Source organism: Virgibacillus pantothenticus (assembly GCF_018075365.1).
In the GTDB taxonomy this organism is placed as follows: domain Bacteria; phylum Bacillota; class Bacilli; order Bacillales; family Amphibacillaceae; genus Virgibacillus; species Virgibacillus pantothenticus.
The window spans coordinates 1,992,822-2,008,192 of sequence record NZ_CP073011.1 but is presented as its reverse complement, the minus strand read 5'-3'; the positions used below and the strand labels follow the sequence as shown (position 1 = coordinate 2,008,192).

General features: G+C 38.6%; 12 protein-coding genes. All 12 read left to right on the top strand.

Annotated elements, in window-relative coordinates:
• Positions 1-3: 3 nt before the first annotated feature.
• The 12 genes from dapG (at position 4) to yfmH (ending at position 15,365) form a co-directional block, all read left to right on the top strand.
• On the top strand, positions 4-1,230 hold the full coding sequence (gene dapG, locus KBP50_RS09510; RefSeq protein ID WP_050352791.1) for an aspartate kinase: 1,227 nt from the start codon (positions 4-6) through the stop codon (positions 1,228-1,230).
• A 19-nt stretch (positions 1,231-1,249) separates the two neighbouring features.
• Positions 1,250-2,143 carry a 4-hydroxy-tetrahydrodipicolinate synthase gene (gene dapA, locus KBP50_RS09505; protein ID WP_050352792.1) on the top strand — a complete coding sequence of 298 codons (894 nt, stop codon included), beginning with the start codon at positions 1,250-1,252 and terminating at the stop codon, positions 2,141-2,143.
• 456 nt (positions 2,144-2,599) lie between these two features.
• Entirely contained in the window at positions 2,600-3,328 is a 729-nt protein-coding gene (locus KBP50_RS09500; protein WP_050352793.1) for a ClpP family protease, read from the top strand.
• Positions 3,325-3,540 carry a YlzJ-like family protein gene (locus KBP50_RS09495; RefSeq protein WP_050352794.1) on the top strand — a complete coding sequence of 72 codons (216 nt, stop codon included), beginning with the start codon at positions 3,325-3,327 and terminating at the stop codon, positions 3,538-3,540. The genes KBP50_RS09500 and KBP50_RS09495 overlap by 4 nt, the downstream gene beginning before the upstream one ends.
• A 606-nt stretch (positions 3,541-4,146) precedes the next feature.
• Positions 4,147-6,417, top strand: coding sequence for an FtsK/SpoIIIE family DNA translocase (locus KBP50_RS09490; RefSeq protein ID WP_050352795.1), 2,271 nt, complete (start codon positions 4,147-4,149; stop codon positions 6,415-6,417).
• Between the two features lie 660 nt (positions 6,418-7,077).
• Entirely contained in the window at positions 7,078-7,803 is a 726-nt protein-coding gene (locus tag KBP50_RS09485) for a GntR family transcriptional regulator (RefSeq protein WP_050352796.1), read from the top strand.
• A 116-nt stretch (positions 7,804-7,919) separates the two neighbouring features.
• Positions 7,920-9,032: a BMP family lipoprotein gene (locus KBP50_RS09480; protein ID WP_050352797.1), complete on the top strand. Its 1,113-nt coding sequence runs from the start codon at positions 7,920-7,922 to the stop codon at positions 9,030-9,032.
• A 109-nt stretch (positions 9,033-9,141) separates the two neighbouring features.
• Positions 9,142-10,665 (top strand): ABC transporter ATP-binding protein, encoded by a 1,524-nt coding sequence (locus tag KBP50_RS09475; protein WP_050352798.1) that lies wholly within the window; start codon positions 9,142-9,144, stop codon positions 10,663-10,665.
• A complete protein-coding gene (locus tag KBP50_RS09470; protein WP_050352799.1) occupies positions 10,662-11,708 on the top strand; it encodes an ABC transporter permease in 1,047 nt (348 codons plus the stop codon). The genes KBP50_RS09475 and KBP50_RS09470 overlap by 4 nt, the downstream gene beginning before the upstream one ends.
• A complete protein-coding gene (locus KBP50_RS09465; RefSeq protein WP_050352800.1) occupies positions 11,709-12,668 on the top strand; it encodes an ABC transporter permease in 960 nt (319 codons plus the stop codon).
• 119 nt (positions 12,669-12,787) lie between these two features.
• Entirely contained in the window at positions 12,788-14,089 is a 1,302-nt protein-coding gene (yfmF, locus tag KBP50_RS09460) for an EF-P 5-aminopentanol modification-associated protein YfmF (RefSeq protein ID WP_050352801.1), read from the top strand.
• Positions 14,082-15,365 carry an EF-P 5-aminopentanol modification-associated protein YfmH gene (yfmH, locus tag KBP50_RS09455; protein ID WP_050352802.1) on the top strand — a complete coding sequence of 428 codons (1,284 nt, stop codon included), beginning with the start codon at positions 14,082-14,084 and terminating at the stop codon, positions 15,363-15,365. The genes yfmF and yfmH overlap by 8 nt, the downstream gene beginning before the upstream one ends.
• Positions 15,366-15,371: the final 6 nt, after the last annotated feature.

The window sequence follows — 15,371 nt, the reverse complement described above, 5'->3', positions numbered from 1 at the left end:
CGAATGGAAATACTCGTTCAAAAATTTGGCGGTACTTCGGTACAGTCAAAAGAAAATCGAGACCATGTGATTAAACATATAAAAGATGCGTTAGTGAAAGAATACAAATTGGTAGTTGTCGTTTCAGCTTTAGGCAGAAAACCAGACCCGTATGCAACTGATACATTGCTAGGTCTTGTAGACTTTCCTGCCAATAAAAATGCTTCACGTGAATTGGATATGCTTATGTCTTGTGGTGAAATTATCTCATCCGTTGTACTATCGAACGAATTACAAAAGCATCATATTACAGCGACTGCTTTAACTGGAGCACACGCTGGGTTTATTACAACAAATGATTTCACACAAGCAAAAATTAAAGAAGTAAAGCCTGAGCGAATTTTAAAAGAGTTTGAAACGCATGATGTTGTTGTCGTAGCAGGCTTTCAAGGTATTACCGAATCTGGAGATATAACGACGATTGGTCGTGGCGGAAGTGACACAACTGCTGCCGCATTAGGTGTTGCTTTATCTGCAGAAAGAATTGAAATTTTTACCGATGTGAATGGAATTATGACTGCTGATCCGCGGGTTGTTGAAACAGCTAGACCGCTTGATGTTGTCACATATTCCGAAATTTGTAATTTGGCGTATCAAGGGGCAAAAGTAATTCATCCCCGAGCAGTAGAGATTGCTATGCAAGGAAAAATCCCAATGCGTGTAAGGTCTACCTACTCTAAAGATGAAGGTACACTCGTTACGTCTTCACGCGCAGAGGGGATGGATATTATCGATCGTTTAATTACTGGAATTGCCCATATGGATGCTATTACCCAAATTCGAGTACAAACAAAAGAGACGGCATTTGGAATGCAATCTGACGTATTTAAAGCAATGGCTGAAGCAGGAATTTCCGTTGATTTTATTACCATTTCACCTACTGGCGTAATATATACGGTGCCAACTGCATTTACGGAAAAAGCAGTACGGATATTAAACACACTTGGATTTGATCCGGAAATTACCGAAAACTGTGCAAAGGTGTCAGCAGTAGGCGCTGGGATGATGGGTGTCCCTGGAGTTGCTGCAAAGATTGTGCAAGCATTGACCGATGCAAATGTTCAAATCCTTCAATCAGCAGACAGTCATACGACGATTTGGGTGCTCGTACATGAAAAAGATTTAAAAGCTGCCGTAAATGCGTTGCATGAAGCTTTTGAATTGAGTCATATAATCAACTCTGCACAATGATTAGAAAAAGGTGATAAGAATGAGCTTTGGTAATGTATTAACTGCAATGGTCACACCATTTGATGTAAATGGGAAGATTGATTATGCGCAAACGGATATACTAATTAATTATTTATTGCAAAATGGGACGGAAGGATTGGTCATTGCAGGAACAACAGGTGAATCTCCTACATTAACAGCTGAAGAAAAAATAAGTTTTTTTCAACACGTAGTGAAGAATGTAAATAAACGTGTGCCTGTCATTGCAGGAACTGGTGGAAATAATACGAAGGCCTCTATTTCATTAACCAAAGAAGCGGAACGTTGTGGTGTAGATGCCGTTATGCTTGTGACGCCATATTATAATAAACCAGACCAACGTAGTTTATATGAGCATTTTAAAACCATAGCAGCAAACACATCACTTCCTGTCATGCTTTATAATATACCAGGAAGGTCGATTGTTAACATTACGACAGAAACAACCGTAGCATTAAGTAAAATCGACAATATTGTATCTATAAAAGAAGCGAGCGGAGATCTTGATCAAGTATCACAAATTATTGAACAAACAGATGATGATTTTACAGTGTATAGTGGGGATGATAGCTTAACGTTACCGATCTTATCGGTTGGAGGGTCTGGTGTAATTTCGGTAGCTTCGCATGTGATTGGAAAGGAAATGCAGCAAATGGTTCAGTTGTTCCATGAAGGAAAAACGCAAAAGGCAGCAGAGCTGCATCGTTGTTTACTTCCTGTAATGAAAGGACTATTTATGGCCCCTTCACCATCTCCAGTAAAAGCTGCATTACGTATGAAAGGTATAGAAGTTGGCGGTCTGCGCTTGCCACTTGTGGAATTATCTCAGCAGGAAAAAAATGAATTAGCGGCTATTTTAGAAAGAGGCTGGGACATAACTAAAGCGGCTGATTAAAAAACGAACCATAAATCGCCAATTGTGTATACGCAAGTTTTAGCGTAGTCAAAATAGGTAGACTCCTGCGAGAACAGCGCGAGCAGAAGATCCCACAGGAAAGCGGTTTTTGCTTTCTGAGGAAGCTGAAGAGACCTGCGGAAAGCGAAGTGTTTTGACATAGCGGTGATAAAAATTTTTAATGCAAATAAGCCGAACAATTATAAATGGATTGTTCGGCTTTTGCTATATAGTATTTGCTTATGTCCCAGCCTCTTTCTTTTCGTGTAATTGCATTATATCAAGTATTTACGACTGCAACGTATCGTGTTCTACATCATCCGTGTTAATAAACGAACTATTCAGTTTTTAACAAGGCAACAAATCCTTAAAAGAAATTCCTCTTTCTGCATGATCCATAGATGTTATGTTCATACTAATAAAGGAATAACCTGTTAGTGAGGAGAGTGTACGTAAATGAATAATGAGCCAGAAAAAAAAGAGGATCAAACACCAGATAACAATTCCTCCTCTTTAGTACAAAAGATACAACAATTAGGGCAAACTAATGTACCACAAGCTCCAGATTCAAATATTCATGTTTTATCAATTATCGGACAAGTAGAGGGACATGTACAGCTTCCGCCACAAAATAAAACTACGAAGTATGAGCATTTATTACCTCAATTAGTTGCGATTGAGCAGAATCCCAAAATAGAGGGGTTAGTTGTTTTGTTAAATACAGTTGGAGGCGATGTTGAAGCAGGGTTGGCTCTGTCAGAAATGATAACTTCTATATCTAAACCAACCGTCTCCATTGTGCTTGGAGGCGGGCACTCAATCGGTGTACCCATTGCCGTTGCTACGGATTATTCGTTCATTGCTCCAACAGCAACGATGACCATTCATCCTATTCGCTTAACCGGTTTAGTTATTGGCGTACCACAAACGTTTGAATACCTTGACGAAATGCAAAATCGTGTCGTCGATTTTGTAGTGAACCATTCCAATATAACCGAGGAAAAATTTAAAGATTTAATGTTTGCTAAAGGTAACTTAACACGAGATATTGGTACGAATGTTGTTGGAAAAAGAGCGGTAGAATATGGATTAATCGATGGTGTTGGTGGCGTTAAGGAAGCTATGCAAAAAGTGAATGAATTGATCAAGGAGAATGGAACTCAAGAACAGCAGGTGATGCAATGATTATTTATACACCGCTATCCATGGAAGATGTTTTTTATAACGCCAATAACAATGCTGAAAGACAAATGATTTCATACAATGGTAAATCATTGTATTGTGAAAAGAAAGCGGACGGATCATTTGAAATTGTTCAACTGCTGTCTACAGACCCACAGGACTTTTTAAATCATCAATTGTCCCCAGGAACGATTATTTCCCAAACAAACGCTTAACAAATCGATACAAAACTTAACAAAAACTGCTTTTGAACCTCTAATGAAAGCAGTTTTTGTGTTTAGGAAATGAGCTGTATTTCAAACGTCTTCCAATTGACAGTATGATATACTAGATAGAAGAGGTTATACTTTGAAAAACGCTCTAGATAAGGTAGAATATGAAAGTTGACTATATCTCCAATACATAGATTACAATAGTTTTACCATAGTCAGAACATATTTTGGACAGCCTTTTTGCTTACAAAAGTTCAATGAGGAAAAAGCATTTTCTGGAAAGGTTAGTCATTATCCGAATATCAGGTGACGAGTTGTAGGACACGAACACAAAGCAGGGTTTCTAAGCGCGAGATGACGAAACTTTCGATTTGTTAAACCTGTATGTTAGCGATCGTAGAAGACGAGATACGTAGACAAAGTGTGCTTTTTTTTCGAGCATCCAGAAAACTACCTCAACAACGCATCGCGCAGAAAAGACGTTGTCTCCTTTTTAAGGAAACTTGATTTTAATCTTTGCTCTATTTCTGTCAGTAGGATTGAGGGAAAACGGACTACTAAATGAATTTCATTTTCAAACTAGATTGCCAAAATGATTGAGGTGAAAATATGGCAAGAAAGAAAAAGAGACGCAGCAGCAAGTTAAAAAAACAATTGAAGCTAGAATTACTTGGACTTTTATTTATTTTTTTAGGGATATTTGGAAGTGGTGCCAGTGCGATTAGCGACGGTGCTATACCAGGAGGGCTGGAACATTTGTTTCGCTTCTTTCTAGGAATTTGGTATTTTGTTGCGTCGGTTTTTTTATTAATAACAGGTATCAAGTTGGTAGTAAAGCGAAAATTACCTAACTTTGTGACGAAAAGGATGGTCGGCTTTTATATTGTATTTGGTGGGGTACTGCTGCTCACCCACACACAAATGTTTGATGAAGTTATCGCTGCCAACCAGCAAATATCAATTATTGGTTCAACATGGGAAAACTATTCCAGCTACATTGATAATCAACTATCCGCAGAGTATTTAGGTGGAGGGATGGCTGGAGCATTGTTGCTTACGTTCTCCTACTATTTATTTTCTCTTACTGGGGCTAAAATTGTCGCTGTTTTTTCGATCCTCATTGGTATTATCTTTATGACGGAGCTATCGATTGGTGATGTTTTCGCTAAATTTTGGAAATGGGTGGTAAGTAACATAAAAGGATCGCAAGCTGCATGGAAACAAAAACGAACCACAAAACGTTCCATGCAAGAGAATGAACCTAAAATCGAACAAAATGGGGAAAACCTTGCAGAACAAGTTATCTCGGAGCCGGTTATTCAAGACTTTACCGACCATACGATGACGAATCAGCAAGATGAAACAGAAACTGATATTACAAAGACTGAGCAAACCCAGGAAAAAATGGATGACAGCATAGAAAACATGCCAATGACAGAAGTGGAAAACTACGAATATATTCTCCCTTCGATGCAATTGTTGGCAGAACCAGCAAATAATTCACAACAACAAGAAAAGTCGCAGATCCAGGCGACGGTACGAAAGCTAGAAAATACGTTCACCAGTTTTGGAGTAAAGGCACGTGTTACCAAAGTACATGTAGGTCCAGCTGTAACAAAGTATGAAATATATCCAGAAGCTGGTGTGAAGGTAAGTAAAATTGTGAGCTTGCATGATGATCTGGCGTTAGCTCTCGCTGCAAAAGACTTGCGAATTGAAGCACCTATTCCAGGAAAGTCAGCAGTCGGAATCGAAGTACCCAACCAGGAAGTTGCCACGGTATCATTACGCGAGGTTTTAGAGAGCATTGCTCCGAAACAATCTTCCAAGCTACTATTTGCCCTTGGTAGAGATATTTCAGGCGAGGCGATCGTAGCCGAATTAAATAAAATGCCGCATTTACTAATAGCCGGTGCAACGGGAAGTGGAAAGAGTGTCTGCGTCAATGGGATTATTACAACTATTTTAATGCGCGCAAAGCCGCATGAAGTGAAAATGATGATGATTGACCCGAAAAAAGTGGAATTAAACGTCTATAATGGTATCCCTCATTTACTTGCTCCGGTTGTAACCGACCCGAAAAAAGCTTCCAGAGCTCTACAAAAGGTAGTTGCAGAAATGGAAAGGCGCTATGAGCTTTTTTCTGATACAGGTACACGTAATATAGAGGGTTACAATGAATATATCCGCAAACATAATCAGTATGCTGAAGATCCAGAGCCTAACCTTCCATATATTGTTGTTCTCGTTGATGAATTAGCGGATTTAATGATGGTCGCTTCTAGTGATGTAGAGGATGCGATCACTCGCTTGGCACAAATGGCACGAGCTGCTGGAATTCATTTAATCATTGCGACTCAACGACCTTCTGTAGATGTTATTACGGGAGTGATTAAAGCAAATATCCCTTCCAGAATCGCTTTTAGTGTATCCTCAGCAACAGATTCAAGAACGATTCTCGATAGTGGAGGTGCAGAAAAGTTATTAGGTAGAGGAGATATGTTATTTATTCCTGTAGGCACTTCTAAACCTACTCGTGTGCAAGGTGCTTTTCTTTCTGATGAAGAGGTTGAACGTGTTGTAGATCATTGTATTGAACAACAAAAAGCGTCGTACCAAGAAGAAATGATCCCAGAAGAGGTCAATGAAATTGTAGAAGAAGTGGATGATGAGCTATACGATGATGCGGTGCAATTAATAACGGAAATGCAAAGTGCCAGCGTATCCATGTTACAACGACGCTTTCGAATCGGTTATACTCGTGCAGCGAGACTTATTGATGCCATGGAACAGCGAGGAATTGTTGGTCCATATGAGGGAAGTAAGCCACGTACTGTGCTTATTAGTCAAACACCAGAAGAACATTCTTCTACTCATTAAACTAAGCAGTATAATCCGATACAGCTTACAGAGAGCCTCCTAAGGTTTTCTGTAAGCTTTTTTACTGTGGGAATATAGTTAAGAGAAAACATTGCTTGCTTTTTAGGATGAACAACATTGTTTCTCTAGCGAAAAAGCAAGGTGCGGCTTGACTCGGCTTCTACTACTGACCTTATTTAAGCAAAAAATATGCAGCCAGCGAATTACTATTAAATTTTTAAAAAAGAAGTATATCAGGAATTAGGTTGCTCCACACAATTAATTTTAACTGAGTCATGAATAAAGTGAATCTTCCATCAATGGGGAGTTTTATTTATCGCCTACTGATTGGTAGTACTGTAATGTTATGACCTAAAGGCCGCTTACTAAATCGGGCATTTAGATGCGGTTATCTCCCACCTAGACTTGTTGCAGTACAGATTATCCAACTCTTGAAGTGGAAGATTCACAGCGCCTTATATGCGGGATGAAAAAGATGTTGATAATTATGTAAGTTACTGATTTTAAAATAATTGTGAAATTAATTGAACCATTTGTTGAATTTTGTAGAAAAAGTATTTGCTTCCTATTACATTCATGCTATGATAAAAATACATAAACTAGTTATACGTCAGAGGTCAGATATCTAGAGAATGGAAATATGGTTTGAGGTGAAGAAATTTGTCTATTAAGAGTGATTCAAGGCATTTATATTTACAAGTCATAGATCAAATTAAAAAAGATATTGAGAGCGGCGAGTATAAGGAAAATGAGAAACTCCCATCTGAATTTCAATTATCCAAATTGTTAGGGGTATCTCGCGCGACTTTACGGGAAGCACTACGCATATTAGAAGAAGATAATATTGTGACTAGAAGACATGGTGTTGGCACATTTGTGAATCCGAAGCCCGTATTTTCATCTGGAATTGAACAGCTTACAAGTGTAACATACATGATTGAGCAGTCGGGAAAAAAGGCAGGAACGGAATATTTATTTACGGATATACGAGACGCAACTGATAAGGAGAAAAGTCGATTTGCTCCTAAAAAAGTGGAACAATTAGTTGAAATTGAACGTGTTCGTACTGCTAATGGGGAACCGGTCGTTTTTTGTGTGGATAAGATTCCTGAGGATGTAATTCCAGTAGAACGTGTACATCAAGCGGATTCTTTTTTTAAGTTAATGGAAGATTACGCAAATAAACGAGTGGCCTATGCGGTTACCTACATTGAGCCAATTGGATATCATGAACGTATTTATGAGATTCTAAACTGCCATCCGGATCAAACGCTGCTGTTGCTTAAGCAAATGCACTATACCGCTGAAGATGAAGCAGTTCTATATTCGGCAAACTATTTTCGCTCAGATATGTTTAGCTTCCATGTTTTACGTAAACGTACGTAAAACAAAAATTCCAAATTTAGAAAACGCTTACAAATAGGGGGTGAGGCGGTTCAAAAAATGTATAACACGCTGACTGGTCGGAAGCCAATGGAAAATTATTTAAGGGGGCAATTCTGTTGAAAAATAAAAAGTTAATCTTATTATTAACCATTTTTATTAGTTTTGGATTAGTTTTAGCCGCATGTGGCGGTTCGGGTGATAAAAAGGAATCCAATGGTGGCGATAATGAAGGAAAGTCAGGAGAGACTGGTACATCTGAGGATTATTCCGCGGCCATGGTAACAGATGAAGGAGGAGTGGATGATAAATCATTTAACCAGTCTTCATGGGAAGGATTACAAGCTTGGGGCGAAGAACACGGATTATCGAAAGGAAAAGGTTTTGACTACGCACAGTCCAATGATGAATCGGATTATTTGCCAAATCTAACACGGTTAGCAAGAGATGATTATGACTTAATTTTTGCCGTTGGTTATTTACTTCAAGATGCAGTGACGAAAGTAGCCGAACAAAATTCAGATACGAATTTTGCAATAGTTGATACTGTTGTTGAAGCACCGAATGTTGCGAGTATTACATTTGCAGAGCATGAAGGATCATTTTTAGCAGGGGTTGCTGCTGCTGAACAGACAAAAACAGATAAGCTGGGCTTTGTCGGGGGAATGGATTCCGATTTAATTAACAAATTTGAAGTTGGGTTTGTTGCAGGGGCAAAATCTGTCAATCCTGATATTGAAGTGGACATTCAATATGTCGGTGACTTTAGTTCAGCTGACGATGCAAAGCTAATTGCTACCCGTATGTATAATGATGGCGTAGATATTATTTATCATGCTGCTGGAGCAGCTGGAAATGGTGTGTTTAACCAGGCGAAAGATATGAAGAAGAAAGATCCTAAAAAAGAAATTTGGGTCATCGGGGTTGACCGCGATCAGCATGAAGAAGGTAAAATTGGCGATAAAAATGTAACATTTACATCCATGGTAAAGCGTGTGGACTTATCTGTGCATGAAGTGAGCAATCTTGGAATGAATGGGGAATTCCCAGGCGGTGAAATTTTAGAATTCTCATTAAAAGATGATGGCGTATACCTAGCAGATACAAACGAAGAAGCTTTCACGGAAGAGATCAAATCAGCAGTAGATGAGTGGAAAGAAAAGATTACTAGTGGTGACGTAGACGTACCACAAACAAGAAAAGAATTAAAGAAATTTGAAGAGTCATTGTAACAAAGAGGCTGGAGCAGCCAGCCTCTTTGTTATCCTAAAACCCAAACGTAATGAACTGTATGCTTTCCGCTAAAAAAGTTGCTTCCATAGGTAAGGAGTGATGGCATTAATGAATTATGTAATTGAAATGTTGCATATACGAAAAGAATTTCCGGGAGTAGTGGCCAATGATGATGTAACCATACAGTTAAAGCATGGTGAAATTCATGCATTATTAGGCGAAAACGGAGCAGGTAAATCCACATTGATGAATGTGCTGTTCGGTCTATATCAGCCTGAACAAGGAGAAATTCGGGTGAAGGGGAAAAAAGTATCCATTACTGACCCGAATATTGCTAATGATTTAGGGATTGGGATGGTGCATCAGCATTTTATGCTAGTAGAACCATTTACGGTTACACAAAATATTATTCTTGGCAGCGAACCTACTAGTAAAGGAAGAATTAATTTAAAGCAAGCGGAACAAGAAGTACAGGAATTATCAGACCGTTACGGACTTCGGGTGGACGCAACAGCTAAGATTAGTGATATTTCCGTAGGTATGCAGCAACGCGCAGAAATATTAAAAACACTTTATCGTGGAGCTGAAGTCCTCATATTTGACGAGCCAACAGCAGTTTTAACGCCACAAGAAATTTCCGAGTTAATGGAAATATTTAAAACGTTAATCGCTGAGGGAAAATCTATCATTCTAATCACTCATAAACTAAAAGAAATTATGGAAATATGTGACCGTTGTACGGTAATACGTAAAGGTAAAGGGATTGGCACTGTTAATGTGGCAGATACAACAACCACAGAGCTGGCTTCACTAATGGTTGGAAGAGATATTTCTTTTCAAACGAATAAACAACCAGCCAACCCGAAGCAAACGATTCTTGAGATTCATAACTTATTTGTGAAAGACAGCAGAAAAGTAGACATGGTTAAAGGGTTAAATTTAACCGTCCGGGCCGGTGAAATAGTAGGTATTGCTGGAATAGACGGAAACGGTCAAAGTGAGTTAATTGAAGCCATCACTGGTTTACGAAAAGCAAATGCCGGCAACATTTTATTAAATGAGAAATCGATTACAAATTTATCTCCTCGTAAAGTAACCGAGAGTGGGATAGGGCATATCCCCCAAGATAGGCATAAATTTGGACTTGTGCTTGATTACTCTATTGGCGAAAATCTTGTTTTGCAAACCTATTATAAGCGTCCTTATTCGAGGTACAAAGTGTTAAATTATCAACAAATTTTTCAAAAAGCAGAACAGTTAATCAACGAATATGATGTACGAACACCGAGCATACACACAAAGGCACGTGCTTTATCTGGTGGAAATCAACAAAAAGCAATTATTGCCAGAGAAGTCGATCGATCACCTGATTTATTAATTGCAGCACAGCCTACGCGAGGTCTGGATGTTGGGGCTATCGAGTTCATTCATAAAAAATTGATCGAGGAAAGAGATAAAGGCAAGGCAATTTTATTAGTTTCTTTTGAACTAGATGAAATTCTTGATGTTAGTGACCGAATAGCGGTTATTTACGATGGAAAAATCGTAGCTGATTTAAAACCAGAAGAAACAAACGAACAAGAATTAGGCTTATTGATGGCTGGAAGCGAAAAGGTGGGTGAAGAGTCATGATGGAAAATAAGTGGTTTAACATCCTCGTACCAGTTATCTCTGTTTTCATCGGCCTTTTAGCTGGAGCGTTGATCATGCTTTCCTTTGGCTATAATCCAATTCAAGGTTACATGGCTTTATTTAAAGGAGCGTTTGGAGATTTATATTTTTTTGGCGAAACGATTCGCCAGACAACGCCTTATATACTTGCGGGGTTAGCCATTGCTTTTGCATTCCGAGCTGGTCTATTTAACATTGGTGCAGAAGGTCAAGTTATTGTTGGTTGGCTGGCAGCTGTTTGGATAGGGTCAACGGTTGATGCTCCTATTTACATTCATTTGCCGTTAGCTTTACTCGCTGCAGCAATCGCTGGCGCATTATGGGGATTTATTCCTGGATTATTAAAAGCAGGGCTTGGTGTACATGAAGTCATTGTGACAATTATGCTGAATTACGTCGCGTTATATAGTTCCAATGCTATTATTCGTAATGTCTTGACGGAAAACGCAGATAAAACAGACATGATCGCACCGACCGCTTCCTTGGCTTCTGAGTGGTTAGAAAATCTCACTTATTTTTCAAGAATGCATTATGGGATTTTTATTGCCTTGTTTGCAGCTGTGGTGATGTGGTTTATGATTGAACGGACAAAACTTGGTTTTGAGCTGAAATCAGTAGGCTATAATAAGCATGCCTCCAAATATGCAGGTATGAGTGTTAAACGAAATATTATTCTTGCCATGGTTATTTCAGGTTTATTTGCAGGCTTAGCAGGTTCGATGGAAGGTTTAGGAACATATGGAAATATGACTGTTAGCTCTGGTTTTTCCAATATTGGGTTTGACGGAATTGCTGTTGCACTTTTAGGAGCAAATAATGCGTTTGGTGTTGTCCTTGCAGCATTTTTATTTGGTGCATTAAAAGTAGGGGCTTTAAATATGCCAACACAAGCAGGTGTTCCAAATGAGCTAGTGGATATTATTATTGCGCTGATTATATTCTTTGTTGCCTCAAGCTACCTCATTCGTTGGATCATACTCCGGTTTAAAAGGGAGGGGAAATAAATGAGTTTTATGGAATTATTGCAAGCGGTGATCCCAACTGCGCTTTTTTATTCAGCTCCGCTAATTTTCACTGCTTTAGGCGGCGTGTTCAGTGAGCGCTCAGGAGTAGTAAATATTGGTTTAGAAGGCTTAATGGTAATGGGAGCATTCGTTGGTATTGTATTTAACCTCACCTTTAGTGATGTATTCGGTTCTTGGACGCCGTGGATTTCAATTCTTGCTGCTATGATTGTCGGCGCTATTTTTGCCATCATTCACGCTGTAGCTTCGATTACATTCTATGCAGATCAAGTAGTAAGTGGTGTTGCGATTAACTTTTTGGCATTAGGCATCGGCATTTTCTTAACAAAGCAATGGTATGATAAAGGACAAACTGATATGGTTTCACAACCTTTTTATACGACAGATATCCCAATCCTTGCTGATATCCCATTACTTGGACCAATTTTTTTCCAAGGAATTTATACGACCTCTTATGTCGCTATCTTATTCGCTTTCGTAGCGTGGTATGTTTTATACAAAACACCTTTTGGATTACGGTTACGTGCTGTAGGTGAACATCCAATGGCAGCTGATACGAATGGTATTAATGTTTATAAAATGCGTTACATCGCTGTTATTATCTCTGGAGCGATGGGAGGATTAGGAGGCGCTGTTTTTGCGCTAACGATTGCCTTAAACTTCTCTCATGCAACCATTGTCGGACAAGGGTTTATGGCTTTAGCAGCAGTTATATTTGGAAAATGGCATCCTCTAGGCGCAATGGGAGCAGCACTATTTTTTGGTTTCGCTCAAAGCTTAAGTGTCATTGGCGGCGGTATTCCATTACTAGCAGATGTACCACAAGTATTTTTACTTATTGCTCCATACGTATTAACCATTTTAGCGTTAGCTGGTTTCATTGGTCGTGCAGAAGCACCAAAAGCTAATGGTGTACCATATATAAAAGGAAACCGATAAGCAAGAAAAAACTCTGTTTGCGTATAATAGTCGCAAGCGAGTTTTTTTTGCTTTATAATGGATGACGAATGAAAAATAGGAGAAGAATAAGGAAAAAGTCTGGTTAAGGGAGGATTATCATGCAAGAAATAACGGAAATAGTAAAAGTTATAAATGGTTTTAACGTTCATTTCATTCCGAATAAAAAGTATAAAACAGTGACCGTTGTTCTGAAGCTGCAAGCACCTTTAGAAAAGGAAACGATAACGAAACGAGCGTTGTTACCGTATGTGTTAAAACAAGGAACGAAACAATATCCATCTAACCAACAGCTGCAAATTAAACTAGATGAACTTTACGGTGCTTCCTTGTCGATGGATGGAGCTAAAAAAGGAGAAAAGCATATTATTAGCTTGCGCCTGGATATTGCCAATCAAAAATTTTTAGAGGGCAAGTCTTCGATATTGCTGGAAGGCTTAAAGTTGCTTTATGATGTATTATTCAACCCAAATGCAGATGAAAAAGGGTTTGCTAAAACTATATTTGCACGGGAAAAAGAAACGCTAAAACAAAAAATACTTACCTTAAAAGATGACAAAATGAGTTATGCGAATCTTCGTTTGATTGATGAAATGTGTGAAGGTGAACCTTACCAGCTTCATGTGCATGGTTATTTAGATGATCTGGAAGAGATGACTCGTGAAAGTCTTTATGCTTATTACCAACAAATCGTAATGAATGACCAGATTGATGTTTACATCCAAGGCGATCTGTCGGAGCAAGAGATGGAAGAAACGATAGCAAAAGTATTTCAACAAATAGAAAAAAATGAATATCAAACAGAAAGCGAGCAAAAGGTGGTAAATCCGACTAAAAGAAATATCACACCAAAGCAGGTTGTGGAAACGGATCAAATTCAGCAGGCAAAACTACATATCGGTTATCGTACGAATGTGACATTTGGCGATCCAGGATATTATGCGCTTCATGTACTGAATGGAATTTTTGGTGGCTTTCCTAGTTCAAAATTGTTTATTAATGTCAGAGAAAAGAACAGTCTTGCTTATTATGCTGCTTCTCGAATCGAGAGTCACAAAGGACTGTTATTCGTATTTAGTGGTATTGCACCTGAAGATTTTGAAAAGGCACGGGACATTATCAAACAACAAATGGAAGCGATGAAGCAAGGCGATTTTTCAACGCAAGATATAGACGAGGCAAAAGCGCTGATTACCAATCAGCTATTGGAGACATTCGACCACTCGCAAGGGACAATTGAATTTTTATATCAGCAGGTATTGGCTAGAGTGAAAATGACACCTGCTCAATTTATAGAACAAGTAAATAAGGTGACAAAGGAAGAAATTATTGCTGTTGCAAACGAATTACAAGAGGATACGACGTATTTGCTAACGGCAGAGAAAGGGGTTTCCAATGAATAAGCATACGTATAGTGATATTGATGAAACATTGTATACAGAAAAACTAGCTAATGGACTAACTGTCTTTTTATTACCAAAACCGGAAATGGCAAAAACTCACGCTTTATTTACGACTAATTATGGTTCCATTGATTTACATTTCACCCCAATTGGCAAGGATAAAGTGGTTACTGTACCAGAAGGGGTGGCTCATTTTTTAGAGCATAAGCTGTTTGAAAGTGAGACTGGAGATGTATTTCAGGATTTTTCGAAACAAGGCGCTTCCGCCAATGCGTATACTTCTTTTACGAAAACAGCTTACTTGTTTACAGCAACCGATCACATCGAAAAGAATGTAGAGACACTGATTGATTTTGTGCAAGATCCTTATTTTACGGATGAATCGGTGGAGAAGGAAAAGGGAATCATTGCTCAGGAAATTAAGATGTATGATGATCAGCCAGAGTGGCAAGCTTTTATGGGAACAATTAAAGCAATGTTTCAAGAACATCCAATTAATGTAGACATTGCTGGAACAGTAGAATCCATTTATCAAATTACGAAAGAAGATCTATATACATGCTACCGAACGTTTTATCATCCGGAAAATATGATTTTGTTCATTGCTGGCAATTTTGATCCTGAACAAATGGGGCATTTGATAAAAGAAAATCAAAGTAAAAAACAGTTTGCTAAGATGGAGAAGCTGAAAAGAAAGTTCCCTGAGGAGCCTGAAGCGGTGGCGATGAAGGAAAAACAAATAACGATGCCCGTTTCGATACCCAAATGTACAATAGGGATAAAACGGATGAACCATCAGCTCCCACCAGCGGAACTTCTAACCCAAGACCTGCTCCAGGATATGCTATTGGACTATTATTTTTCCAAAGGTGGTCCATATTATGAAGAGCTTTATAATGAAAATCTGATCGATGACAGCTTTTTCTTTGAAGCAAATATCGACCGTGACTTTGGCTATGTTTTAATTGGTAGCAATACGAATGAACCGCATCCATTTGCAGAGCGGTTAAAATCCATGTTGTTGCGTATTCAACAAGGAGATTTAGATGAGGAAACATTTCAGCGCATCAAAAAGAAAAAAATAGGTCAGTTATTGCGCATGATGAATCGATTAGAGAACATAGCTAACGCTTATACGCATTATCATTTATTAGGAATCGACTTCTTTACATTACTACCAGCTGTTCGTGAGCTTACATTGGATGATGCCAAACAATTTATGCGTTCTTGGATAGATGAAGAAAGATTATCTGTATGTACAATAGCTGCGGAGTAAATCATC

Coding starts and splice junctions, on each gene's coding strand:
- dapG (WP_050352791.1), top strand. CDS start 4: ATGGAAATACTCGTTCAAAAATTTGGCGGTACTTCGGTACAGTCAAAA.
- dapA (WP_050352792.1), top strand. CDS start 1,250: ATGAGCTTTGGTAATGTATTAACTGCAATGGTCACACCATTTGATGTA.
- KBP50_RS09500 (WP_050352793.1), top strand. CDS start 2,600: ATGAATAATGAGCCAGAAAAAAAAGAGGATCAAACACCAGATAACAAT.
- KBP50_RS09495 (WP_050352794.1), top strand. CDS start 3,325: ATGATTATTTATACACCGCTATCCATGGAAGATGTTTTTTATAACGCC.
- KBP50_RS09490 (WP_050352795.1), top strand. CDS start 4,147: ATGGCAAGAAAGAAAAAGAGACGCAGCAGCAAGTTAAAAAAACAATTG.
- KBP50_RS09475 (WP_050352798.1), top strand. CDS start 9,142: ATGAATTATGTAATTGAAATGTTGCATATACGAAAAGAATTTCCGGGA.
- KBP50_RS09470 (WP_050352799.1), top strand. CDS start 10,662: ATGATGGAAAATAAGTGGTTTAACATCCTCGTACCAGTTATCTCTGTT.
- KBP50_RS09465 (WP_050352800.1), top strand. CDS start 11,709: ATGAGTTTTATGGAATTATTGCAAGCGGTGATCCCAACTGCGCTTTTT.
- yfmF (WP_050352801.1), top strand. CDS start 12,788: ATGCAAGAAATAACGGAAATAGTAAAAGTTATAAATGGTTTTAACGTT.
- yfmH (WP_050352802.1), top strand. CDS start 14,082: ATGAATAAGCATACGTATAGTGATATTGATGAAACATTGTATACAGAA.